Source organism: Aequorivita todarodis (assembly GCF_028561335.1).
Lineage (GTDB): Bacteria > Bacteroidota > Bacteroidia > Flavobacteriales > Flavobacteriaceae > Aequorivita > Aequorivita todarodis.
Genome location: NZ_JAQQTG010000050.1, coordinates 1 through 25,276, shown reverse-complemented (window position 1 = coordinate 25,276; position 25,276 = coordinate 1). Strand labels below are relative to the sequence as shown.

The window sequence follows — 25,276 nt, the reverse complement described above, 5'->3', positions numbered from 1 at the left end:
ATTACTTTAATTTTATTAAATTCTGACTATCTACTGTCAATATATCTTTAAGAATTTTTTTGTTCTCCAAATGTGCTGAATCATAAAGGGAGCTAAAATTCTTATGTTCGTTTAAGGTACTAAATAATTTTATATCACCAAACCTTTGAGCGTATTGATGGTCAATTATTATTCTTTTAATATCATTATTGAAAGATATTTCAGTTTTTTCTTCATACGTAAAACCACCTTCCTCATTTCCTTGAGAAATTAAAACTAAAGTTCCATTTTTAGAAGATAAAAACTTTTTGTTTAAAAGCTCTGAATCAATATTAAATATGTCAGTCACAGGTATAGGTGAGTTCCTATCAGTCCATATAAATTCATCTCTATAATTTAAACTAATCGCTTCAACATAGAAATCATTCATACTAGAAAACGAATTCAAATCAGAATCTAACTGATTTTTAAACGTTTCCCAATCCTTATATTTCCTATTCTCTAATGACAGAATCGACTGATTTTCTTTACTGTTTTCTAATTTAAAAACATTATTTATCGAACCTTTATCGTCATAACTTTCAAATATAAAACCTCTAATCTGTTCATTAGAAATTCCCAAATTGTTATTATTAATATTAATGGTTGTTGCCTTCAACAATCCTTTTTTAGGATAACCTTTAAAACCCTCAACTTCCTTTATTTTTTCAAAGATATCTTGCGGTTTTAAAAAAGCTTGTGGTATAAATACTGACGCTACAGCTCTACTAATCGAATGATTTTCAGAAATAGGCTTTAAAAATTCTAACATTTAATTTTAAAAATGGTTTTATTTACAAATGTAGGTTTTTATTTGAATTTAGTTAAAATATTAATCAAGTTTTAAGAAAGCAATAACGCTAAAAAAAACGATTTGCCAACCCCACTGGCGCGAGTTTGCAACTCGTGCCCAAGCAAAATCTCATTTAAAAATCCCACTCACTTTTCCACTCTTCTAATTTAATTTTAGCGAATTTATTTAAATAACATTCTACGTTAATTAATTTTTTTGATATTTTCTTAAATAAGAACTATCTTTGACTAAAAACAAGATGAAAAACTTTAATTCCGGTACATATATAAGTCAAGGTAGCTTTAAAAGTTTTCTTCCTGAAAAAATTAATAGACAATGGTCACTTGATGATATAGAGGTTATTAGTTTATTAAGTAAAGCAGATAGACAATTAGGGAGGTTGGATATGTATTCTGACTACATTCCGAATATTGACTTATTTATCAGTATGCACGTTTTAAAGGAAGCTACACAATCGAGCAAAATAGAAGGAACCAAAACGAACATCGCTGAAGCGTTACAAAAGAAAATAGATATTGCTGAAGAGAAGCGCGATGATTGGGAAGAAGTACAAAATTATATTGAAGCTTTAAACACGGCTATTAAAAGGTTAGAGGAAATTCCATTTTCCTCAAGATTAATAAAACAAACGCATAAAATCCTACTTCAAGGAGTTCGTGGTAAACATAAAATACCTGGTGAATTTAGAAGTAGCCAAAATTGGATTGGTGGCGCATCAATTTCAGATGCTGTGTTCATTCCTCCAAATAAATCTGAAATAAATGAATTAATGGGCGATTTGGAAAATTTCGCACACAATCAAGAAGTTATTTTTCCAGACTTATTAAAGATTGCCCTTATTCATTATCAGTTTGAAACCATACATCCGTTTTTAGATGGTAACGGAAGGGTTGGCAGGTTGATGATAACCTTATATTTGGTAGAAAAAAAAATATTGAAAAAACCAATTTTATATTTATCCGATTTCTTCGAACGAAACAGGACTCTATATTATGATAACTTGACAAAAGTTAGGGAGAAAAACGATATACAGCAATGGTTTAAATTCTTCCTTGTAGGGGTAATTGAAACAGCTAAAAGTGGCATCGAAACATTTGATCAAATTTTAAAACTGCAAAAAGACGTAGATGAAAAGCTTCAAAAATTAGGAAGCAGGATGAATAATGGAAGAAACGTGATAAACCATATGTACAAACATCCTTTGGTTGATGCCCAAAAAGTCCAAACAATAACAAATTTATCGATGCCATCAGTATATAAATTGATATTAGAACTTGAGCAACTGGAAATTATTAAAGAGTTAACTGGCGCTAAACGCGGTAAACAATACTGGTTTCCTGAGTATGTGAAAATATTCAATTAATATGCAATCTCTCCATTATTGCTTTTGGACTCTATTTTACTTCCCACGCTGGCGCGAGTTTGCAACTCGTGCCCAAGCAAAAATCTCATTTAAAAATCTCACTTACCTTCCCATAAACCAAATCAGCTTCCCAACCGCGATAAAAAAGATAATCCGCCAGTTTTTTCCGCTTTTTCTGAAGGTTTTTTTCCGAGGCCAATTGCCGCAAACGCTTTTCCGCAAGGGCTTCAAAGGTTTTATAGTATTCGGAATCGGGTATTTCCTTTAGGGCGATCTGAATGTTGAATTTTGAGATTTCGCGCCGCTTCAATTCGTTTACAATTCTGCTTCTTCCCCATTGCTTCGTTCTGAACTTTCCCCGGGCAAAGGCCTGTGCAAAGCGGGTTTCATTTAAAAAATTGTTTCGCAACAAATGATCGACTATTTGGTCCACCGCTTCGGGAATCATCCGCATTTCATACAGTTTTTGGTGCACTTCCTTATGGCAACGCTCTTGGTACGCGCAGTAGCGCTCCATTCGCTTGGTAGCTTCATCAACGGTGTATGTTTTGTGGGTGTTCAAAGTCCGTTTACAAATTTTTATGTGAAGATAAAACTTTTTACTTCCGCAGAAAAGAAACAAGAACCAAGACCGCTTCGCTGCACGAACCACGACGGTTTCGGCTAAAATTTGAAAATTCTTCCTTCGATATTATTATTAAATATAGATAGTCCTCCTCCCTTTGGGAGGGGTTGGGCCTGCCTGCCATGCCGATAGGCAGGCAGGGGTGGGACACAAAAAAAACCCCTTCCGAAGCAAGTCTTCAAAAGGGGTTTTGGTTATTTTATCAATTCACCATCTTTGTCGTGAAAGTGATATTCGAGATACGTATAGGCATCGCGAGGTTGTATTTTTACCCATTTCTTGTGCTCCAAAAACCATTTGGTGCGAATACTTGGGAAGCCCTTGGTTAAAAAGGCCGCTATAAAAGGATGCGTATTGAGCGTTATCTTTTTATAGTCTTTTGCGAAAAGACGCTTTACCTCTTCGTTTATTCTATTAACAACAATTATAGGCGCTTCAATCTCCCCGTCTATCACATTGCTGGGATCTTCTTCCCGGGTCTTGATGTTCATCTCTGGCCTAACCCGTTGGCGGGTTATCTGTATCAGCCCGAATTTGCTCGGCGGGAGAATTTTGTGCTTTGCCCTATCGTCCTTCATTTCTTCGCGAAGGTGGTTATAGAGCTGCTTGCGGTGATTGGCGTTTGCCAAATCAATAAAGTCCACCACAATAATTCCACCCATATCGCGCAACCTTAGCTGTCTTGCCACCTCGCTGGCTGCAATCATATTCACTTCCAGCGCTGTGCCTTCCTGTGTTTTCTGCTTGTTGCTTCGGTTACCGCTGTTCACGTCTATCACGTGCATGGCTTCGGTGTGTTCAATTACCAGGTAAGCGCCTTTGCTGCCTGATACCGTTTTCCCGAAGGAAGTTTTAATCTGCCGTTCAATTCCGAATTTCTCAAAAATCGGAACATTGGAGTCATAGAACTTAACGATATTTTCTTTTTTCGGTGCAATTTCCTGCACATAATCTTTTATTTGCAAGTAAAGGTTTTCATCGTCAATATGTATTGCGGAGAATGAATCGTTAAACATATCGCGGATGATGGATGCTCCCCTGTTTAGCTCGCTCAGCACTTTTGAAGGGTGGTGCGCCCCTTGTAGCTTCTTACACATCGCCGTCCAGCGTTCGGTAAGGTTCTGTAAATCTTTGTCCAGTTCTGCTACTTTTTTGCCCTCGGCAACGGTTCTTATTATTACGCCAAATCCTTTGGGCTTAATGCTCGTTATCAAGCGTTTTAACCTGTCCTTTTCTTCATTGCTCTCTATTTTTTGCGAAACGGAGACGCGGTCTGAAAACGGGACCAAAACAATATATCTTCCGGCTATGGAAAGCTCGGAGCTTATACGTGGCCCTTTGGTGGAAATGGGTTCTTTTACAATTTGAACCAAAATGGATTGATTGCTCTTTAAGGCATCGTTTAGGTTGCCGTGCTTATCAATCTCTTTTTCGAATGGAAAATTAGTTAAGGAATAATCCTTTAACTTACCGGAGCTCACGCTTTTCACAAATTTCAATTGCGAAAGCACTTTTGGCCCGAGATCGTGATAGTGCAAAAAACCATCTTTCTCGTAGCCCACGTTCACAAAGGCGGCGTTTAAGCCCGGGACCGTTTTACGTATTTTGGCAAGAAATATGTCGCCAACCGTAAAATTGTTGTCCTCTTCCTCTTTGTGGAGCTCTATTAGCTTTCCATCCTTTAAAAGGGCAAAATCAACTTCTTGTGAACCGGACCTAATAAATAATTCGTAGTTCACGTTACATTAATTTTGTTGTTCCGAAGAAAAATCCGGAACTCATTAAACAATATTTTTCACAGATTTTATATAAAAATCCGGCGAAACTGCACCCAAACCAAAAGCCGGCTGCTGCAATTTCATTTTCAAAGAACGATTTTTCGTTTGTTTTATTCGGAAATGGCGCCAAAAAGGCATCATTCCCAAAATACTTTTAAAACAGAAAAAGTAGTTTAGAAACTACTTTTTCTTTTTGTGGCGGTTAGCGCGACGACGCTTTTTACGCTTGTGGGTCGCTACCTTATGTCTTTTTCTTTTTTTACCACTTGGCATACTAAAGTTTTTTTTAATGCTCCAACAAAGTGGAACGGGTTAGAATTATTTTACGTCCACGTTGGTCTTTACCCCTTCAACAAAAACTTTTGCAGGTTTAAAGGCCGGGATGTTGTGGGCTGGTATTTTGATTGTTGTGTTTTTTGAAATGTTTCTTCCTGTTTTTTCAGCTCTCGTTTTGATGATAAAGCTTCCAAAACCTCTTAAATACACGTTGTCACCACCTTCCAGAGAATTTTTTACTTCTTCCATAAAGGTCTCAACTGTAGCTTGTACCTCATTCTTTTCCATTCCTAATTTTTCTGAAATCTTCGCTACGATATCTGCTTTCGTCATTACTTTTAAATTTTAATTAATTTTCTTTTACTAGATTTTTTTAAGACCGCAAATATACATATTTTAAAATCAATAATTCAAACCTTAATCCTTTAAAATTTAAAGGGATATAGATTAATTTTACCCAATGCCCAAAACAGCCCCTCGTTTTTCCAACAAACTCATTACGTGGTATTTACGAAACAAGCGCGACTTGCCGTGGCGAAATACCACAAATCCGTACCATATTTGGCTTTCCGAAATCATGCTGCAGCAAACCCGCGTTCTGCAAGGTTTGCCCTACTATTTGAAATTTGTGGAAACTTTTCCGAAAGTGGAAGATCTGGCCAGCGCTCCCGAAGATGAAGTTTTAAAACTATGGCAAGGCTTGGGCTATTACTCCCGTGCAAGAAACCTGCACGCTACCGCAAAAAGGGTTGCCGATGAAATGAACGGTGTTTTCCCAAACAATTATAAGGATTTGCTGAAGCTGAAAGGCGTGGGAGATTATACCGCCAGCGCCATTGCAAGCATCTCCTTCAACCAGCCCGAGGCCGTGGTTGATGGCAATGTGTATCGCGTGCTTTCCCGGTTTTTTGGAATTTCCACTCCCATAAATTCCACCGCCGGACAAAGGGAATTTAAGGCTCTTGCGCAACAATTGATTGACAAAAAACGGCCCGGCACCTTCAACCAAGCCATTATGGAGTTCGGCGCGCGTTACTGTGTACCGCAAAACCCCGATTGCGAAAACTGCATTTTCAATGGCAGCTGCATAGCCTTTCAGCAGAAAAAGGTGGCGGAACTTCCCGTAAAAATTAAATCGAAGCCCGTAAAGCAAAGGTTTTTCAACTACTTGGTAATACTTTCGGAAAACGAGCGAACTGTTTTGCAACAGCGCAACGGAAAAGGAATTTGGCACAAACTATATGAGTTTCCGCTGATTGAAACTTCAAAAGAAATAGAGGTTTCAGAATTGAAAAAACTTCCACAGTTCCAAGATTTTTCCGAAAAAATAAACATTCGGAACATTTCACTTTATAATCAAGAGGCTGTGGTGCACAAACTTTCGCACCAGCATCTCAACACACGTTTTTGGATCATTGAAACTTTTGACGAAACCGAAAGCTCCGTCGCCATTTCAGAAATAGAAAGCTATGCCGTGCCCGTGTTGATTGCAAATTTTGTTTCGGAGTTTTTTGAGAACTACTGACACGATTTAAACGGCAAAAATCTACATTATAATGTATCTTTAACATTTCTGAAAAAGCTATGGAACTATTAAATAGAATTCAATGCCCCGCCTGCGGCGCAACCTCATCGTACTCTGAGACCGAGCCAGGGCATTACAAATGCGGCTACTGCCTTTCCAATTGGGAACAGCTAAGCATTCTTCCGGAGAAAAGCAACGAGCGGCAATTTTTAGAAAAATGCGAGGCGATTTTTGATGAACAGCAAAAGCTGACCCCGGACCGGCCAAAATATTTTGAACGTTCCTTTGCCAACATCACTATTTTTTATTCGTTCTTTTCTGAAATAAAAACCCCCGCATATCGGGAACAACTTTTGCCGAAATTCAACACATTGGTGGACAAACAGATTGAAGAATTTGCCAAACAAAAAATTGACGCAGCTGTGGACCGGGACAAAATATTCTCCAGCTACCCCGATAAATTTGTTTTGATAATTTATCTCGCGGAGCTAAACTACATGTCCGCCAAGGCAATGGCCCTGACTTTTAATGAAAAGGACAAGCTGGAAGAAGCCGTACTAAAATTAACCAAAGCCCAAAATCTCTTCGGCCCCTCGATAAATGAGTGGCAGCCAAAAATATCCAAGGCCATAGTGGGCATATTGCAGCGTTTGGGGGAGCTGGAAAGAACTTTTGACTATATCCATTCGTTATTTAAAAACCAAAGCATTCCTGCCTTCAAAGCCTATCACCGCAAAAGCAGCGGGTTTTTGCCAGATGAAGAGGATATTGCCCATTTCAGGGAAGACCGCAAAGCATATTCCGATGATGTAAAATATCTCTTTGAGGACATTATTTTCTCAGAGGAATACATAAATTGGGAAAGCAAAATTACGAAGGAAGCGGAAGCTAAGTCCAATATGGGGAAACCTCCCGTGATTTCAGAGGAAGAAATTGAAACAGCACCTGAAGTTTCCATAAAAACGGATGAAACGGCAACTCCCAAAAAACCTTCTCTCTGGCAAAAACTGTTTGGTTAGCCCTGAAAATGAAGCGAATCTATAATTTCCGCGATTTAAAATCTTAAATTTCCTTATATTTAAAACGCAAAATCTACCTTTGCACAAATAGAAAAATTACAATTATGAGTGGAACATTGAACAAAGTAATGTTGATTGGGCATACCGGCGATGATGTAAAAATGCATTATTTTGAAGGCGGAAACAGCTTGGGCCGTTTCCCGCTCGCGACCAATGAAACCTATACAAACAAAGCAACCAACGAACGGGTAACCAATACCGAGTGGCACAACATTGTGGTGCGGAACAAGGCTGCGGAAATTTGCGAAAAATACCTAAAAAAGGGAGATTTGGTCTATATTGAGGGACGCCTGAAAACCCGCAAATGGCAGGACGACAAAGGAATGGACAGATACAGTACCGAAGTTCACTGTACGGATTTTACCTTTTTGAGTCCGAAGGGCGAAAGCAGCAATGCGGCCAATAGCAATGCTGACCAAAATACGCAAAAGCCGCAAGCGTCCACAGCCCCACAAAACAACACTTCAGTTTCTGAAGAAGCGGATGACCTTCCTTTTTAATGTTTAATTAAAACCAAAAACTTGGACACAGAGCCCCCTGGTTTATTATTCTTTTTTTCCGTTTTGGATTTTTACCAAATAACAAGCTGTATTTTATTGTTTGTTTTGCTTGCCTGTTCGGCCCTTATTTCGGGCGCCGAAGTGGCTTTCTTTTCCTTGACGCCCTCTGATTTTGAGACGAATGAGGAAAAGTCAATTGCCAAAAAACTGGGAATCGTCCAGCATTTGCTGACAAAGCCCAAGAAATTATTGGCCACGATTTTGGTCGCCAACAATTTTATAAACATAGCCATTGTGCTTCTTTTTGAGTCCCTGAGCTCCATTTGGTTTGATAGATGGGATTACTCTTTGAATCTGCATTATTTCGAAATAAGCGTTGTGTTCCTTATAAAAGTAGTTTTGGTTACCTTTCTTATTTTGCTTTTCGGCGAAATTCTTCCGAAGATATATGCAAACCGCAACCGTATTTCGTTCGCGGTTTTTATGGCCCAGCCGTTAAATATTTTAGACACTTTGCTTTCCCCCATAAGTTTGCCCATGCGCAACGCCACTATTTATTTGCACGACCGCTACGGAAAGCAAAAATCAAACATCAGCGTGGACCATCTTTCACAGGCTTTGGAACTCTCCAATAAAGATACCACGCACGAGGAGCAAAAAATTCTACAGGGCATTGTGACCTTCGGAAATACCGACACCAAACAGGTGATGAAAAACCGAATGGACATTTTTGCGCTGAACGAAGAACAGTCCTTCAAGGAAATCCTTCCCGAGATTATTGAGCACGGCTACTCGCGTATTCCCGTCTATAAGGACAGTATGGACAACATTACCGGAATTCTTTATGTGAAGGATTTGATTCCATATACAGACCGGAAAATTTTGGATTGGAAAACCCTGAAACGCGAAGCCTATTTCGTACCCGAAAACAAAAAACTGGACGATCTGCTCAACGAATTCAAGGAAATGAAAATGCACCTCGCCATTGTAGTTGACGAATACGGCGGCACCAGTGGCTTGATTTCCCTGGAAGATATTATCGAGGAAATCGTGGGCGAGATTAGCGATGAGTTTGACGATGAGGATCTCATTTTCTCAAAGCTCGATGACAATACTTTTGTTTTTGAAGGAAAAACCCCGTTGAAGGATTTTTATAAAGTGATAAAACCAGAGGATCCCGAGATTTTTGAGGATGAAAAAGGCGAGGCGGAAACGCTTGCAGGCTTCCTTTTGGAGATTTCAAAAGGCTTTCCGAAGAAAAACGAGATAATATCCTTCCACCATTATGCGTTTACCATTGAAGCGTTTGAGGGCAAGCGCATAAAACAAATAAAACTTACCATTGAAAATCAATAAGCTCGTTTTCTATTTGCTTTCTAGCCTCTTCATCCTTGCTTCCTGCGAGGACGATGTTTTGGTAAAACCCTCGGCCATGCTACGTCTGGACTATCCAAAACCTGAATACGGAACGATTAAAACGGATTGTCCGTATTCTTTTTCTGTGAACAAGAACACGTATATTGTCCAAAAAAAGAACTGCGGAATAAATATTGCTTACCCAAATATGAAGGCTACTTTATATTTGACCTACCAAGATGTGCAGAATAACAATCTGGATTCTTTGCTCCGGGATGCGCAGAAATTGGCTTATGACCACACAATTAAAGCAAACAGCATCCCCGCATTTCCTTTTGTGAATCCAGATTCAAAAGTGTACGGAATGTTTTATCCCATAAACGGAAACGCCGCCACCCAAGCAGAATTTTACGTTACTGACAGCATCAACCATTTCTTGAATGGCGCCCTCTATTTTGATGCCAAACCAAACTTCGATTCCATCTATCCGGCCGTGGTCTATCTTCGCGAGGACATCCGCAAATTGATGGAGACCATCACTTGGAAATAGCCCTATTTCGGCCACATTGAAAAAAAGTTAACAAACCCTTTGCAATAGGTTCGGCAAGTTTTTGTAACTTTTGACTGTAAAACTAACAACTATGTTCAAAATATATTCCCGTTATGGTATCTGGATAACAGTAATCCTTATTGCTTATTTTCTTATCCTAAAATTAATAGGACTTCATCAATATCCTATATTGAGCGCGTTGAATGGATTGATTTTTGGATTTGGCATATACCTCGCTCTCAAAAAATACAAATCCCAGAAAAGCAATTTCAAATTTGAAAAAGGATTCGAGGTCGGACTTTTTACCGGGGGAATAGCTTCCCTGCTTTTTACCATTTTTATGGCCGTCTATATGTACCAGATAGATAGTGAATTTGCTACTGGAATCTTGAAAACATGGAATCTTGAATACGATCTGGGAACCCTTATGCTGCTCTTGACTATTTTGATCATGGGCTTTGTTACAACTTTGGTCCTGACCTTTGCCTTTATGCAACTTCTCAAAAAATCGTGGAACACCAAAGATGGGGACAGGAACACTCTTTAATTCAGTGTTCAGTGTTCAGTGTTCAAAAAAACGAAACCAATTAAAGAGCTGGGCAATTGGTTCTGAAAAGATTAAATAAAAAACACTTTGCCGTTTCCTTTTTAAAAATTATATTTGCAGCCCCCTACGCAAACCATATTTGCTTCGGAGGCCAAGGCCCCCGCAAACGTTAGGGAAATTTAAGTTTAACTAATTTTATAAACGATTCGCTATGTACGCAATTGTAGAGATAGCAGGGCAGCAAGTAAAAGTTGCGAAAGACCAAAAGGTTTTTGTAAATCGTTTGCCAGTTGAGGAAGGAAAAAAAGTGTCTTTTGACAATGTACTTCTTATTGGTGACGGAGACAAGATTACCATTGGCGCCCCCGCTATAGACGGTGCTCAAATAGGAGCAAAAGTCGTAAAACACCTTAAAGGTGACAAGGTTATTGTATTCAAAAAGAAAAGAAGAAAAGGTTTCCGCAAGAAAAACGGCCACCGTCAGTATCTTTCTGAAATCGTAATCGAGAGCATTGTAGCTTCAGGAGCTACCCCTGCCAAAAAAGAGGAGCCTAAAGCAAAACCTGCAAAGGCGAAAGCAAAAACTGCTGCTCCAAAGGCAAAGGCAGAAACCAAGGCACCCGCCAAAAAAGCCGCTCCTAAAAAAGTAGCTAAAGCAGACGATCTTAAAAAGATTGAAGGTGTTGGGCCAAAAGCCGCAGAGGCAATGGTTGCCGCCGGAATGGACACTTTTGCCAAAGTTGCAAAAGCAAAACCAGAAGCTATCGCAACTATTCTTTCAGAAGCAAGTTCCAATTTAGCACACTTAGTTACGGACACTTGGCCAAAACAGGCAAAATTGGCTGCAGACGGCAAGTGGGACGAACTTAAAGAATTGCAAGACAAATTAGACGGTGGGATCGAAAAATAATCCTGCTAAAGTATAATATTTAAAACCGAAACAAAATGGCTCACAAAAAAGGAGTTGGTAGTTCCAAAAACGGTCGCGAATCAGAATCGAAACGTCTTGGCGTTAAGATTTTTGGAGGGCAGGCCGCTATTGCCGGAAATATCATTGTAAGACAAAGAGGTTATACGCACCACCCTGGTGAAAACGTATATGGCGGTAAAGATCACACCCTTCACGCACAAGTGGACGGAACTGTGAAGTTTACCAAAAAGAAAAATAACAAGAGCTACGTTTCCATCGTTCCAAACGCTGAAGCATAGTAAAAACTTTGTTCGATAAACCAAAAAACCTTCACAGCAATGTGGAGGTTTTTTTTTGTGGGTTGATTTCAACAGCATTTTCTACGGAAGGGAATCAACGAATAAGCTTCTTAAAATCTTCTTCCGAAACATTCAGCAACCCAACCTTCGGAAGCCGTTTGGTAAGTGCTCGCCAGTTTGGATCTTTCCCATAAATACTTTGGAGCATTTCCGAAGCCTTTTCAACCTGCTTATCGTTCGCTAAGGTAATTGCCGTCCAATACTGCATTTCCAGATTCTCGGGAAACATTTTCATGGCAGCGTTATACTCGTCCATGGCGCTTTTCATTTCGTTCTTTTCAACAAAAAGATCGCCTTGGTTCATATGCTCGTAGGCTCGAAAAACATTTAAAAGCCTAGCTATTTCTTTTATTGGGTTTTCAGAATCGTCAACCCGCAAATCAATTAATTTGTCATTCCACGGTTCAGCAGAAGCTGCTGCAGCAACGACCAAAAGCGCTGCAGATTGTTTTCCGCGAATGTCGCCTCCCGCATTTTGCGCGGCTTGTAGCACAGCGACCATTCTTTCTGCCAAAGGCATTTCGCTGTTTTCCTTCCAAGCCTTTTCCATTGCCGGCACTACTTTATCGTTCAGCATCATATTTGCCTGTACCGAAAAGTTTTCGCCATTGGCGTGCCCCGCAAAATCGATACAGCTTTTGCCCGTGTGCGTTGCGGCTCTTCCCCGGTTGTCCAAAATTGCAACTTGGCGGAAATCCCTGCCCTCGTCGTCGCTCAACAAGATGTTTAAAGCTTCCTGTGGCGATTTGCCCTCTTTCAGCAAATTCAAGCCGCGAAGCCCAAAGGATTTATTCGTAAACGATTGCGTTGCCACAACCCCAACGCCAGCTTCGCCCCAAGAAACCGCGGTGCCCACACTGAACCAATGGCTCTGGACTGCAACTGCCATTTCGCCCGTTTTGGCATCGCGGGCCACGATTGAAAAAGTGTGCGCCAACGGATCGTTCGGTTTTATTGATTGCGCTAGGGTTGAAAAAACCGAAAAAACACCTAAGAATAAAAGTATGTGCTTCATTTTGAGATGATTTAGTAGCTAAAGATAAAATTTTATTATAAGAATTTGACTTTCATCAGAATATAGTATTTTAGTACTCGCCCAAAAAACAATTTTGAACTTCCCCAAATGTTGAAATATTTAAGCTTCGCACTATTTTTGATTTCCTTCATAGGGTTTGCCCAAAACAGCCAAGACACTATTTCAACAAAACTTGAACCCAGGTTTTCCGTGCTCAAGGATTCTCTCAAAACAATGCAGGACCGCACGGATTTTATGTTGTTTGAAGGAAAATACGATTCCGTAATCCTCTCCTCCATTGAAAATATAAAATTGGCCGAACGCATTGGCGATACCGATGCCGCATTTTACTCCCGGTATGTAATGGGCGCATCTTTTACATATCTAAAAGATTTTAAAAATGCCCACGATTATGCAGACACGTATTTCCAGTTTGCGGAAAAGTCAAAAGATGAATTTAAAATCGCCCGTGCCTATAATTTCATGGGGGCACTTTACCTCACCGAAAAAAAATATGACTCTGCCCTTCCCTTTCTTGAAAAAGCCCTTCCGCTTTCACTAAAAAGAAAAGATACCTTGGAAGTATCCTTGGTGTATTACAATCTGTCCGAATCTTACCTAAACCAAGGCGACAAAAAAAAGGCCCAGCACTATTTCAATAAAGCGCAAAAAGGAATAGCGGCTATGAAATTTAATGGTTTAACAACCGAAATGAACTTGCTGGAAGGGAAGCTGAACCTATCGTCAAAAAAACCCGAAGAGGCTATTGTGAACTTTAAGAATGCCATCGCTTTTGCTGAAAAAGGAAATTATATAGATGACAATTTAGTTGAGGCCTACAAGGAATACAGCGCCGCACTTTTTGATATTGGCGATTTTAGGGAAGCCTTCTTGGTCCGGAAAAAATTTGATAGCCTAACCGCAATCCAATTTGAAAAAGAAAAGCTAATGGCCATTCAAAACGCCGCCGCACGGTTTAGCGTTAATGAATACAAAAAACAAGCACGCCAAGCAGAACTGGAAAAAAAATTGCTTTCAGAAAAGGCCTTGCTAAGCAATGTTTTACTTTCCTTCTTTGTAGGAGCGGCCATACTGATGGGGCTATTTTTGATAATTCTTTACATATCGCACCGCGGAAGAAAAAAACTGACCCTTACCTTAAAAGAAAAAAACCAGCAATATTTAAAGGCGAAAGAAAAATCGGAAAAATTAGCCTTGGCCAAAAGCAAGTTCTTTTCAACGGTTAGCCATGAGTTGCGAACCCCGCTTTATGGTGTTATTGGTTTGAGCTCTGTTCTTTTGGAAGACGAATCGCTCAAAAGCCACCAAGCGGATTTAAAGAACCTAAAATTTTCGGCAGATTATCTTTTGGCGCTTATAAACGACGTGCTTCAAATAAGCAAACTGGAATCCAACACGCTTGAAGAAATGAACGTCCCTTTTGACTTAAAGGACTTGGTCCAGTCCATTATTTCTTCTTTTCAATACGCCTTGGTCCAGAATAAAAACAAACTGCACGTAGCTATTTCAGAAAATATTCCGCATACCATTATTGGCGATAGGGTGCGGCTTTCGCAAATTCTTATGAATTTAGTGGGCAACGCCATCAAATTTACCACGAACGGCGATATTTATATTTCGGCAAAGGAAGAATCAATTTCAGAAAATGAAATAAGCATACATTTCAGTATTAAAGATAACGGTATTGGTATTCCGAAGGAAAAGCAGAAAGCCATTTTTGAAGAATTCCAACAGGTAGATTCCGAAGATTTTAAAATACAGGGAACGGGGCTCGGGCTTACCATTGTGAAAAAATTATTGGAGGCTTCCAATTCTTCCATCAAGCTGAAAAGTGAGCCCGGGAAAGGATCTACGTTTAGTTTTACCCTAAAATTTCAGATTTTGAAGCATTTGCTGCAAGACGAAATAATAGTCGATACTATTATTTTGAATGGAAAGAAGATCCTTGTGGTGGACGATAACCGTATTAATCAAATTGTAACCAAAAAAATCCTTGAAAACCAAGGAATGGCTTGCGACATAGCAGCAAGCGGGGATATTGCAATACAAAAATTGCAGAATGATGATTTCGACCTTGTTTTGATGGACATCAATATGCCCGGTAAAGATGGCATTGAAACCACAAAAGAAATACGGAAATTCAACAAACTAATTCCAATTTTGGCTTTGACGGCTATTGAAGTTGAAGAGATGCGCAATAAAATTGAAGCTTCGGGAATGAACGATATTATAGTAAAACCCTATGATACCGATAAATTTCTTAAAATAATTCTGCGCAATCTAAATGATCCTGAGGAAGATATGTTTTGCCAATACAAAACTTCTTCCGTAGAAAAGTAAAAACCCCAAGTAATTATACTTAGGATTTTATTGTTGTTTTATGGAATTAAACCATTTATCCCTTCAAGCTCGCACTTAAATACTCGCGATTCATTCGGGCTATGTTTTCCAAGGAAATTCCTTTTGGGCACTCAATTTCGCAGGCTCCGGTGTTGCTGCAGTTTCCAAAACCTTCCTTGTCCATTTGGGCAACCATATTCAGTACGCGCTCAGTGGCTTCAATTCTTCCCTGAGGAAGCAGAGCAAACTGACTTACTTTAGCGGAAGTGAAAAGCATCGCGCTGGCATTTTTACAAGCTGCCACACAAGCGCCACAACCAATGCAGGTAGCTGCGTTGAAAGACTCATCGGCATCGTGCTTGTTAACGGGAATGGTGTTGGCATCTATGGTATTTCCAGAGGTATTCACGGAAATATAACCTCCCGCTTGTTGAATTCTATCAAACGCGCTTCTATCTACCACCAAATCCTTTATAACCGGAAATGCCTTGGCCCGGAAAGGTTCAATCACTATAGTATCGCCATCGTTGAACATACGCATATGCAATTGGCAGGTGGTTACCAATCGGTCAGGGCCGTGGGGTTCGCCGTTTATTTGCAGAGAACAACTTCCGCAGATACCTTCGCGACAGTCGTGGTCAAAAACTACGGGCTCCTCGCCTTTGTTTATTAAACCTTCGTTGAGAACGTCGAGCATCTCTAAAAAAGACATGTCCCCTTCCACTCCGTCAATTGGATATGTTTTTAGTTCTCCCTTTGATTTATTATCTTTCTGTCTCCAGATTTTTAGTGTTAACTTCATGTTGTTAAAAGTTAAGGGTTAAGCGTTAAGTGTTAAGCGTTAGGCGTTAAGCGTTAAGCGTTAAGTGTTAAGCGTTAGGCGTTAAGTGTTAGGCGTTAGGCGTTAGGTGCTAACCATTTTATATTTTTATTTGTATAATTATTGCTTCTTTGCATTATTTAAATAATTAATATATCCGTTTAGAATAGCTTTGGTTTTTTCATATATCTGTCGGAATTCCAACATAATCCGGTCATCAATATAATCTTCATCCCTTGCGATGATAACTTGATTTAATGATTCACAAAGTGAACCACGTGCCATTCTGCACGATTGAATATTTTCCTGAAAATGAAACCTTCCATATCCTTCCGAAATATTGTCGGAAACTGATCGGGAGGACCGTCTTAATTGGTTTGTCAAGGCAAATTTTTCGTCCGGCGGAAATTTCGGCAAAATTCTTTTGGAAACATAGCGCCTTAATTCCGTTGCCGCTTTCCAACACTCCAAGTCTTCAAAAGAATTTATTTGAGCCACATCAATTTTATTTCAAGTTTTCACTCTTAACGCCTAACCCTTAACACTTAACTTATTTATAGCTCCGCGACTTTACCTCAATATTCTCGTACTCCAATTCTTCCTTGTGAAGCACTTCATTTCCGGGGTCTCCGGTGTATTCCCAAGCGGCGACGTACATAAAGTTTTCGTCATCGCGCAGGGCTTCTCCCTCCTCGGTTTGGTATTCCTCACGGAAGTGGCCGCCGGCAGATTCATTTCTATTTAAGGCATCCTTTGCAAACAATTCTCCCAATTCAAGGAAATCTGCTACACGGGTTGCTTTTTCAAGTTCATTGTTCAATTCGTTCAATCCGCCAGGAACTTTTACATCTCGCCAAAATTCCTCACGAAGGGCTCTAATTTCAGCCATTGCTTCTTTCAGTCCTTCCGCATTCCGCGCCATACCGCATTTGTTCCACATTATGTGACCCAATTTTTTATGGAAGTGATCTACCGAATGGGTCCCTTTATTGTTTATCAATTTTTCCAACAAATCACGGACGTTCTTTTCGGCTTCGTCAAATTCCTTCGTGTCCGTTGGTATTTTTCCGGTTTTAATGTCCTGTGCCAAATAATCGCCAATGGTGTATGGCAATACAAAGTATCCATCTGCCAAACCTTGCATCAATGCCGAAGCACCCAAACGGTTTGCGCCGTGGTCGCTAAAGTTGGCCTCGCCGGTAACGTAACAACCCGGGATAGTGGATTGCAAGTTGTAATCTACCCAAATACCGCCCATAGTGTAATGTACCGCAGGGTAGATCATCATTGGGGTTTCGTAGGGGTTTTCATCTACAATTTTCTCGTACATCTGGAAAAGGTTTCCGTATTTTTCCTCGATTACCTGTTTTCCAAGTTTTGTTACTTCCTCTTTGGAAGGATTATGGTTTCCGTGCATTGCGGCGTGTTCCTTTCCGTAGCGTTCAATGGCCGAAGCAAAGTCCAAAAATACCGCCTGCCCGGTTTTGTTTACGCCAAAACCTGCATCGCAACGCTCTTTGGCGGCGCGTGAAGCAACATCACGCGGCACAAGATTTCCGAAGGAAGGGTATCTTCTTTCCAGATAGTAATCCCGTTCTTCATGGGATAGGTCGTTCGGCTTTTTCTTGCCTTGGCGAATGGCTTCGGCATCTTCCTTTTTCTTCGGCACCCATATTCTTCCGTCGTTCCGAAGGGATTCCGACATCAACGTCAGCTTGCTTTGGTGCTCTCCGGAAACGGGAATACAAGTGGGGTGAATCTGTGTATAGCAAGGATTTGCGAAATACGCGCCTCTTTTATGAATTTTCCACGAAGCGGTAACATTGCTTCCCATAGCATTTGTAGAGAGGAAGAAAACATTTCCGTAGCCGCCCGAAGCAATAACCACGGCGTGTGCGGAATGCCTCTCTATTTCGCCCGAAACCAGATCGCGGGCAATAATCCCTCGTGCTTTGCCGTCAATTATTACCAAATCGAGCATTTCGTGACGGTTGTACGGCGTGATTTTTCCACGGTTTATTTGGCGGTTCATTGCCGAATACGCGCCCAAAAGCAGTTGTTGCCCGGTTTGCCCTTTCGCATAAAAAGTACGCGATACCAATACGCCCCCAAAGGAACGGTTGTCCAAATAGCCTCCGTATTCACGCGCAAAAGGAACACCCTGAGCCACGCATTGGTCAATAATATTTGCCGAAACCTCAGCAAGACGATATACGTTTGCCTCGCGCGAACGGTAATCGCCCCCTTTTATGGTATCGTAGAACAATCTATAGTCTGAATCGCCATCGCCTTGGTAGTTTTTCGATGCGTTGATACCTCCCTGCGCAGCAATGGAATGCGCACGGCGGGGAGAATCCTGATAGCAGAAGGTTTTTACGTTATAGCCCAATTCGGCAAGGGTTGCGGCGGCACTTCCTCCAGCCAGACCGGTACCTACCACGATAATGTCTATATTCCGTTTGTTGGCAGGGTTAACGAGGTTTATATCGTTTTTATGTTTTGTCCACTTATCGGCTAAGGGTCCTTTGGGGATTTTTGAATCTAATACTGACATAGCGTTGCGTTTCGTGGTTATTGTATAAAGTGAAGGTAAAGAGCAATGAAAATAAATCCTAAGGGAATAGCTACTGCGTAAACTTGGGTAAACCCTCTTAGGCCCTTTGAATATTTGTTGTTCCAGCCCATACTTTGGAAAGACGACGAAAAGCCGTGCCAAAGGTGGAGCGCCAGCAGTACAAAAGCCAAGCAGTACAAGCCTGTGCGCACCGGGCTTTCAAATTTATGAAGCAAGTCTGGATAATAACGGGTTGGGTCCATCGGGTTGCTTTCAATGTATTTATGAACTATTTCCGGAAACCAGAAATCGTAAAAGTGAAGTCCCAAAAACGCCAAAATCACGGCGCCGCTGATAATCATATTTCGCGAGGCCCAGGTTGAGTTTTTGTTTCCCTTAAAGGATTTGTAGCTGATCTGTCTTGCGTTGTTGTTTCTTATTTCGAGTACGATTCCCATAATAAAGTGGAAAACCACCCCAAAGATCAAAATAGGCTGCAGGACAAACTGCACCAAAATATTGTGCCCCATAAAGTGCGACCAGCTATTGAAAGTATCCGGATCTATAACCGAAGTAACATTGATGGTAAAGTGTTGTGCCAAAAACAGCACGAGAAAAAGGCCGGAAAGCGCCATAGCAACTTTTCGCGCAATTGAAGAGGATAGTATTGCCATTATGGTTTTATTTCAAGAATAGTTACACAAAAATACGCTTCAAAAGGCTTGTTGCCAAACATTCTGAATTGTTTAAAATCTATTTAGAATCGGTTTAAATACAACGGGGTTACTTTACCTCCAATTCAGAAGTTGCGGTTTTTCCGTTCACCGACACATTCACTTTGTATTTTCCTTTCGGAAGATAGAACTTTCCGTTCTCCGCTTGTTTCAATTTGGTGTCGCCGTTTTCCAAAACCCTTTTTTCTTTTCCTGCCCGTTCGGCAGGCGGGTCAGAAATGGAAAGATCATACTCCAAAACGTTCACGCCTTTATTTGCCTCCATTGAAATATTCCGCAGTTCTTTCCCTTCTTCATTTTTAATGGAAATGGTTGCCCTTCCAGCTTGCGGACTGTAAAATTGGATTTTCGTTTTTGGTTCATACACCTCGCCCCAAGTGCTGAATTTGCTTCCCCAGCGGGGCGAAAAGTTTACAGGTTCCATTTCCGCGAGTACCACTTCATCCATCGTTTTTGGATTCAACTTTTGAAGCAATGAAATATCGGCAATATAAAGCGACCGCCCGTGCGTGCCCAAAACCAAATGTTTCGCCTCGGGCTGGATTACCAAATCGTGTACGGCAACATTGGGCAATTCCTTTGAAAAAACCTCCCAGCTCTCACCGCGGTCAAAGGAAACATACGCGCCGTTATCGGTTCCCAGATACAGCAAGTCTTCATTTACCGGATCTTCCTTTATTACGTTTACCGGAGAAGTTGGCAAATTGCTGCCAATTTCCTTCCAAGTAGCGCCATAGTTATCGCTCACATATACATAGGATTTAAAATCGTCCCAACGGTAGCCGTTCAATGTAACATAAACCCTTTCCTTTTTATGTGAAGAAGCAATCACGCGGCTCACCCATAAATCTTTTGGGAAGCTATCCGAAACCTTCGTCCAATTGCCGCCAGCATCCTTGGAAACATGCAGCAGCCCGTCGTCGCTACCAGCGTAAAGCAATCCAAACTGAAAAGGAGATTCGCTGATGCTTGTCAAGGTTCCGTAGGCCACATTGCCGGGTTTTCCGCCCTGCGTTAAATCTTCTGAAATTGCCGTCCAATCATCGCCCTGGTTCATACTTCGCATCAACTTATTTCCGCCCAAATAGAGAATGTCCTGGTTGTGCGGACTCAATAAAATTGGTGTTTGCCAGTTGAAGCGGTACGGGCTCTCGCCCAATTCGTGTTTCGGCTGAATGTACACCGTGGTGTCCTTGGCGCGGTCAAGTCTGTAATAATTGCCAAACTGAAACCCGGTATATACAATATCGCTATCTCGGCTGTCGATCTGCACTTGCATGCCGTCGCCACCCAAAAGAAATTCATAGGGATATTTGCCGTTTTGCCGCCATCCGGGATTTGCCTCATAATCATGCGGCCCCACCCAAACGCCGTTGTCCTGCAGGCCACCATAAACATTGTAATTTTTTTGGTTGTCCACATTTACCGAATAGAATTGGCCCACCGCTGGAGCGTTGTTCTTTATCCATGTTTTGCCGTCGTCATAACTTATGTTTACGCCGCCGTCGTTGCCATCAATCAAATGGCCCGGCATTTTTGGATTTATCCACAGCGCGTGATGGTCCACATGCACATTATCTGCATCTATGCTTTTAAAGGTCTTTCCGCCGTCGGAAGATTTCAGGATGGGTACGCCATACACATAGATTTTATCGGAATCGTTTGGGTCAACGTGAATTTTTCCGAAGTAATATCCGTAGGAATAATACAGATCATCCAAAAAGCCGTCGTGGGTTTTCTTCCACGTTTTTCCGCCATCGGTGCTTTTGTAAACCTCGGCGCCAATTACGGGCGTATCGAACAACGCGCTGTTGGCATCTTCCAAATATTTCGCCAAATCCTTTGGTTTTACCGTGCCTACGCGAACCATCTGCTTTACATTTTCGGCGCGGTACTTTTCCTGAAAACCGTTCATTTTCAGGAATTGGTTTAACTTTTTATCGTCCAAATTTAAAAAGGCAGCCACATCCATGGTTTTGAAATCGTCCTTGGTAAGTATATCGGTTTCTTCTTTTTTTGGCTCCTCCTTTCGGTGAAATTGGTTGTCCACAATCAAATAAACCGTATTGTCATCAACCACGGCGGTGCCCATCCGGCCCATGCCTTTCCCAATGGGCAAGCCGCTGTTTTCGGTAGAAACTTTCGCCCAAGTACTTCCGGCATCGGTGCTTTTATAAACCCCGCTGCCCGGGCCGCTGCCGTCAAAATTCCACGCCTTTCGGTCTTTGTCCCACGCCGTGGCGTACATAGTATTGAAATTTTTTGGGTTAGCCGAAATTTCAATAATACCCGTTTCGTCATTTATAAAAAGCGTTTTGCTCCAGGTTTTGCCGCCGTCGTTGGTCTTGAAAACGCCGCGCTCCTCATTGGGAGAATACAAATGTCCCACCACGCCCACAATCACTTCGTTGGAATTGGTAGGATTTATAAGAATACTGCTAATGTGGTGGCTGTCGGTAAGGCCCATATTTTGCCACGTTTTTCCCTTATCGTCACTTTTCAGCAAACCGATGCCGGCGTATGATGAGCGAGAGGCGTTCACCTCGCCCGTACCAACCCAAATGGTGCCATTTTGCCAATCTACCGCCACGCAGCCCACGTTCTGTGTAGGGCTGCTGTCCATTACGGGTGTAAAGGAAGTACCGTTATTGTTTGTATGCCAAAGTCCGCCGCTGGCGTAGCCCACATAAAACTCGATGGGATTGTTTGGGTTTACTGCAAAATCTACCACCCGGCCGCTCATTATAGTAGGGCCAATGCTTTTAAAGGACAGGTTTTTAACAGCCGAAACCTGTGCCAATTCTGTTTTTTGTGTAATGCCGCTTGCAACACTATTTGCGGGAGTAGCTGGCTGTTGCGAAAAAGCTATTGTTGTAGCCAGGCAAAGCACCGAAAGGAAAAGTTTGTTCATGGGAATGGTTTTGAAAAGATGAAGGTACTTAAATGGGGCGGGTTTTGCAATGATTTAATTTAGCGACGCAAGATTTGCCAAGATTCAAAAAGAGAATTGTTTTTTGGTATATTTGGAGGTAAACAATAATATATAAAAGGGAATAAGCGGTATGTAGTTTTTATTTGCATATTGTGCCTCACCCAAAAAGACGACAGTGGAACAATAAAACAACAGAGGAAATGAAAATGAATGCCCGCGCTTCAGCAAAATCAAAAGAGGTGCAACCCTACCCACAAGCCGACACACAGCTGCACCATATTTGCTTTTGCCCCGACACACGACCTGAATAATGAAGTTTCTCAAAAAAATATGGACAACTATTAAAATCTACTTTGTAGGTAAGAAGAAGAAGTCTAATATAAAAGTGTATCATAACGCTAAGGCAACTATTGAGAAAGGTATAGACAAAGAGGAAATACTAACAAAAGCGTCAAATGCTACTAATGACGAAGAAAGAAAAGAAATTCTTAAACCCCTTATAGAATTTGAAAGTGCGAAACAAATTGTGGTGGTTATTGAACAAGAGCCTGAAATCCTTTCTGAACCAAAACCAACAAAGAGGAGAAAGAAATTATACGACCTACATGAACTAGAAGATGAAATCAAGCTCCTTCAATCAAGCTTGACATTACTTGACTTAAAGAAATCAAGCATAAAAGAAGTTACTAATCCTGACACTTCTTTATTTGACAATAGAATAGATACATTGTTCTCTCTTCTAAGCAAAAACAAAATAGACGACAAGATTGAACTATCAGATTGTACTGTTTCAGCTTTTGACAAAGATTTCAAGCAACTTGAGAGATTACTCCAGGAAAAATCTACTTTAAAAAAACACGGCAACAGAGAAAAAGAAAAGAAAAAACAGCGTGAGATATACAAAAGCAACATTAAGAAAGAACTCAATAATCTTGATTCACTCATAGGACAAAATAAACTTAATGATGCCAAATTGCTCATAAATAGACTTTCAAAATCTTTAAAACCAGATTATAAAAGAGGAATCGAACGACTCGCAAAAGCAACAGAAAAGCTTAAAGAAAAAGAGTTAGATATTTTCAGAAAAAGACAAGCTGAACTACTAAAGCAACAAAAAGAAAAAGCAGAAAGAATACGGATTGAACAGGAAAGAATATTAGAGCAACAAAGAATAGCAAGAGAACTAGCAGAGGAAAAGAGAAAAATAGAAGAAGCCAAAAAGTTCGAAAAGAAAGATAAACTTAAAGCATTACTCAGAAAAAAATTCAATTGGAGAGAATTTCAAAGGGTTTTACAAGAAAATGGGATAACAGCTTTTTATCATTTTACTGATTATCATAACCTAAAATCAATAAAAGAAAATAACGGGCTTTACTCATGGCATTTTGCAGACTCAAATGGAATAATAATTAATTTTCCAGGAGGTGACACCTTGTCAAGAGATTTAGATAAGCGCTATGGCTTACAAGACTATGTGCGAGTTAGTTTTTGCACAAACCATCCAATGCAATATAGGTTGGAAAAAAGAGGAAGAAACCTAGCACTTTTAGAAGTAGATATTGAGGTTGCGTACTACGAAAACACAATTTTCTGTAACATCAATGCAACAGATTCAAGTCACTCGAAAGGCACTGAATTAATCGACTTAGAAAGAATTAGATTTTCAGCAACGAAGAAAAGATTTGTAAGCAGAGAAGACCCCGACTTCAAGCCCCACCAAGCCGAAGTGCTTGTTAAAACTTGGATTCCTCTCGAAAACATCACAAACATTAACAATTTTGCCTGATGATATTCATTGAAAATAAAAAGAAGAAGGAAAAAACATTATTGGCAAAATATCCGAATGCCAAAATTGTTGATGTTACTTCAAAAGCAACGACAAACTTACTCAAATTAAGTCCGTTTTATCCTCATGGAGATATTCCTATACCATTTTCAGAAAAACGAACAGCAAAGTCGGTTGAAGGAATTTGGCAAGCGCTAAAGGTTTTTGACAGTGCCGACATTGATGAAGGAAAATTTCAAAATGACAAAATGAAGGACATTAAAAGAACGGTCAGAAAGTATGGTAAACCATTGGGGCATAGAAAAGGAGTAAACGGAAAAGAATTACTTAATTATATTGATGCTCGAATTCAGATTTATCTTCCAAGTTATTTATGGGTTTTAGAAAACAAAGTTTCAGAAATAGTTGAACGACTTAAAGAAGCATCACAAAAGGAAGATATTGTTTTGCTTGACTACGAAACGAATTGTGATGTTCTTAACCCGAAAAAGCCTCTTTCTCATGCCTTTCTTGTAAAGGCTTATGTTGAAGGTGTTTATCCCAAGGCTATCGACTTGTATCGAGAACTTAAACAAAGGAAACTTAATCCACAGGAAGAAAAGCCTAAAAAGAAAACAACTAAACCTATAACTAAAAAAACTCAAAACAAAAAAGACGACAATCAAACAACTCTATTTTAAAAGCAGAGAACATGACATTTGAGATTATATTCATTTTAGCACTTGTTGTATTACAAGTATTTGTATTTTTCAACGTATTCTTTAAAATAAAGTCGTATCAGCGGTTTTTTCCAAGTTCGTTTAAAGAAATACAAATCAAAAAATTCTTTATAAACAAAGCAGTTCTTAGCGAACCTGACCAGTTTGAAAAATACTTGAATTCACTCTCAAATGAAGTTCAAATAATTGACGAATCAAAGGACACCGAACAGGTGGAACTTTTAGTTATTCCCAATTCAACAAAAGCAAATCATTCCCACTTTTCAGAGGTAATAAAATCTACTAATGCCTACTTGTGTAAAAACAAAGGAGCATCAGCAGACTTTGGAATTTTAAAAGATACCTGCGAAAGACATCTTGAGAAGGTGGACAATGAAATTGGAAACCTTATTAATGTTCCATTGTACATAGGACTAGGTGGTACTTTTATTGGGATAATAATTGGTTTGTGGGGAATCGATTTTTCTGCAACAACCGCAGGAACGACTACAACAATTTCCTCTGCAAGTATCGGACAGTTACTAAATGGTGTTGTAAGCTTCCCCTAATTAGAACTGTTCATTCTTCTAATATTTCTACAAACTTATTATTTTTAATTCTCTTGGGGCTAGCCCCAAGAGAATTAAATTCCGCATATTTTACTGGCGGTATTTTA

Annotated in this window: 23 protein-coding genes; 13 read left to right on the top strand and 10 right to left on the bottom strand. The window is 40.3% G+C overall.

What is annotated here, in order from left to right:
- Position 1: 1 nt before the first annotated feature.
- Complete coding sequence (locus POV26_RS13925) at positions 2 to 790, bottom strand: TIGR04255 family protein (protein WP_272857076.1); 789 nt, start codon at positions 788 to 790, stop codon at positions 2 to 4.
- Positions 791 to 1,070: 280 nt separating this feature from the next.
- Between POV26_RS13925 and POV26_RS13920 the strand changes: the two genes are divergently transcribed.
- Positions 1,071 to 2,195, top strand: coding sequence for a Fic family protein (locus tag POV26_RS13920; RefSeq protein WP_272857075.1), 1,125 nt, complete (start codon positions 1,071 to 1,073; stop codon positions 2,193 to 2,195).
- A gap of 85 nt (positions 2,196 to 2,280) precedes the next feature.
- Here POV26_RS13920 and POV26_RS13915 read toward each other — a convergent pair whose 3' ends face one another.
- The 3 genes from POV26_RS13915 to POV26_RS13905 form a co-directional block, all read right to left on the bottom strand.
- The gene (locus POV26_RS13915; protein WP_272857074.1) at positions 2,281 to 2,757 is read right to left on the bottom strand and encodes a regulatory protein RecX; all 477 of its coding nucleotides are present in this window, start codon (positions 2,755 to 2,757) and stop codon (positions 2,281 to 2,283) included.
- A 257-nt stretch (positions 2,758 to 3,014) separates the two neighbouring features.
- Positions 3,015 to 4,559 carry a ribonuclease E/G gene (locus tag POV26_RS13910; RefSeq protein ID WP_272857073.1) on the bottom strand — a complete coding sequence of 515 codons (1,545 nt, stop codon included), beginning with the start codon at positions 4,557 to 4,559 and terminating at the stop codon, positions 3,015 to 3,017.
- Between the two features lie 357 nt (positions 4,560 to 4,916).
- Complete coding sequence (locus POV26_RS13905) at positions 4,917 to 5,207, bottom strand: HU family DNA-binding protein (RefSeq protein ID WP_014782104.1); 291 nt, start codon at positions 5,205 to 5,207, stop codon at positions 4,917 to 4,919.
- Between the two features lie 127 nt (positions 5,208 to 5,334).
- On the opposite strand from POV26_RS13905, the gene mutY reads away from it, so the two are divergent.
- The 8 genes from mutY (at position 5,335) to rpmA (ending at position 11,640) form a co-directional block, all read left to right on the top strand.
- Complete coding sequence (mutY, locus tag POV26_RS13900; protein ID WP_272857072.1) at positions 5,335 to 6,399, top strand: A/G-specific adenine glycosylase; 1,065 nt, start codon at positions 5,335 to 5,337, stop codon at positions 6,397 to 6,399.
- Positions 6,400 to 6,458: 59 nt separating this feature from the next.
- Positions 6,459 to 7,418, top strand: coding sequence for a hypothetical protein (locus POV26_RS13895; protein ID WP_272857071.1), 960 nt, complete (start codon positions 6,459 to 6,461; stop codon positions 7,416 to 7,418).
- Between the two features lie 104 nt (positions 7,419 to 7,522).
- On the top strand, positions 7,523 to 7,978 hold the full coding sequence (locus POV26_RS13890; RefSeq protein WP_272857070.1) for a single-stranded DNA-binding protein: 456 nt from the start codon (positions 7,523 to 7,525) through the stop codon (positions 7,976 to 7,978).
- Between the two features lie 21 nt (positions 7,979 to 7,999).
- Positions 8,000 to 9,334 (top strand): gliding motility-associated protein GldE, encoded by a 1,335-nt coding sequence (locus tag POV26_RS13885; protein ID WP_272857069.1) that lies wholly within the window; start codon positions 8,000 to 8,002, stop codon positions 9,332 to 9,334.
- The gene (gene gldD / locus POV26_RS13880) at positions 9,321 to 9,884 is read left to right on the top strand and encodes a gliding motility lipoprotein GldD (RefSeq protein ID WP_272857068.1); all 564 of its coding nucleotides are present in this window, start codon (positions 9,321 to 9,323) and stop codon (positions 9,882 to 9,884) included. Before POV26_RS13885 ends, gldD begins: the two co-directional genes overlap by 14 nt.
- A gap of 91 nt (positions 9,885 to 9,975) precedes the next feature.
- On the top strand, positions 9,976 to 10,431 hold the full coding sequence (locus POV26_RS13875; RefSeq protein ID WP_272857067.1) for a DUF4199 domain-containing protein: 456 nt from the start codon (positions 9,976 to 9,978) through the stop codon (positions 10,429 to 10,431).
- 211 nt (positions 10,432 to 10,642) lie between these two features.
- The gene (gene rplU, locus POV26_RS13870) at positions 10,643 to 11,341 is read left to right on the top strand and encodes a 50S ribosomal protein L21 (protein ID WP_272857066.1); all 699 of its coding nucleotides are present in this window, start codon (positions 10,643 to 10,645) and stop codon (positions 11,339 to 11,341) included.
- 35 nt (positions 11,342 to 11,376) lie between these two features.
- On the top strand, positions 11,377 to 11,640 hold the full coding sequence (gene rpmA, locus POV26_RS13865) for a 50S ribosomal protein L27 (RefSeq protein ID WP_272857065.1): 264 nt from the start codon (positions 11,377 to 11,379) through the stop codon (positions 11,638 to 11,640).
- A gap of 94 nt (positions 11,641 to 11,734) precedes the next feature.
- Here the strand turns inward: rpmA and POV26_RS13860 are convergent, their stop codons facing one another.
- The gene (locus tag POV26_RS13860; RefSeq protein WP_272857064.1) at positions 11,735 to 12,715 is read right to left on the bottom strand and encodes a DUF1028 domain-containing protein; all 981 of its coding nucleotides are present in this window, start codon (positions 12,713 to 12,715) and stop codon (positions 11,735 to 11,737) included.
- 108 nt (positions 12,716 to 12,823) lie between these two features.
- Between POV26_RS13860 and POV26_RS13855 the strand changes: the two genes are divergently transcribed.
- The gene (locus POV26_RS13855) at positions 12,824 to 15,076 is read left to right on the top strand and encodes an ATP-binding protein (protein WP_272857063.1); all 2,253 of its coding nucleotides are present in this window, start codon (positions 12,824 to 12,826) and stop codon (positions 15,074 to 15,076) included.
- A gap of 55 nt (positions 15,077 to 15,131) precedes the next feature.
- On the opposite strand, the gene POV26_RS13850 is transcribed toward POV26_RS13855, so the two are convergent.
- The 5 genes from POV26_RS13850 to POV26_RS13830 all read right to left on the bottom strand — a co-directional run bounded on the left by POV26_RS13850 (position 15,132) and on the right by POV26_RS13830 (position 22,095).
- Positions 15,132 to 15,878 carry a succinate dehydrogenase/fumarate reductase iron-sulfur subunit gene (locus tag POV26_RS13850; protein ID WP_272857062.1) on the bottom strand — a complete coding sequence of 249 codons (747 nt, stop codon included), beginning with the start codon at positions 15,876 to 15,878 and terminating at the stop codon, positions 15,132 to 15,134.
- 138 nt (positions 15,879 to 16,016) lie between these two features.
- Positions 16,017 to 16,394 carry a four helix bundle protein gene (locus POV26_RS13845; RefSeq protein WP_272857061.1) on the bottom strand — a complete coding sequence of 126 codons (378 nt, stop codon included), beginning with the start codon at positions 16,392 to 16,394 and terminating at the stop codon, positions 16,017 to 16,019.
- A 52-nt stretch (positions 16,395 to 16,446) separates the two neighbouring features.
- Complete coding sequence (locus tag POV26_RS13840; RefSeq protein ID WP_272857060.1) at positions 16,447 to 18,450, bottom strand: fumarate reductase/succinate dehydrogenase flavoprotein subunit; 2,004 nt, start codon at positions 18,448 to 18,450, stop codon at positions 16,447 to 16,449.
- A gap of 17 nt (positions 18,451 to 18,467) precedes the next feature.
- A complete protein-coding gene (locus tag POV26_RS13835) occupies positions 18,468 to 19,124 on the bottom strand; it encodes a succinate dehydrogenase cytochrome b subunit (protein ID WP_272857059.1) in 657 nt (218 codons plus the stop codon).
- Positions 19,125 to 19,233: 109 nt separating this feature from the next.
- Positions 19,234 to 22,095, bottom strand: coding sequence for a WD40/YVTN/BNR-like repeat-containing protein (locus POV26_RS13830; RefSeq protein ID WP_272857058.1), 2,862 nt, complete (start codon positions 22,093 to 22,095; stop codon positions 19,234 to 19,236).
- Between the two features lie 331 nt (positions 22,096 to 22,426).
- On the opposite strand from POV26_RS13830, the gene POV26_RS13825 reads away from it, so the two are divergent.
- The 3 genes from POV26_RS13825 to POV26_RS13815 are packed head-to-tail and all read left to right on the top strand — an operon-like array spanning position 22,427 to position 25,169.
- On the top strand, positions 22,427 to 23,902 hold the full coding sequence (locus tag POV26_RS13825; protein ID WP_272857057.1) for a DarT ssDNA thymidine ADP-ribosyltransferase family protein: 1,476 nt from the start codon (positions 22,427 to 22,429) through the stop codon (positions 23,900 to 23,902).
- On the top strand, positions 23,902 to 24,582 hold the full coding sequence (locus POV26_RS13820; RefSeq protein WP_272857056.1) for a DUF6939 family protein: 681 nt from the start codon (positions 23,902 to 23,904) through the stop codon (positions 24,580 to 24,582). Before POV26_RS13825 ends, POV26_RS13820 begins: the two co-directional genes overlap by 1 nt.
- A gap of 11 nt (positions 24,583 to 24,593) precedes the next feature.
- A complete protein-coding gene (locus POV26_RS13815; RefSeq protein WP_272857055.1) occupies positions 24,594 to 25,169 on the top strand; it encodes a hypothetical protein in 576 nt (191 codons plus the stop codon).
- The last annotated feature ends 107 nt before the right edge of the window (positions 25,170 to 25,276 follow it).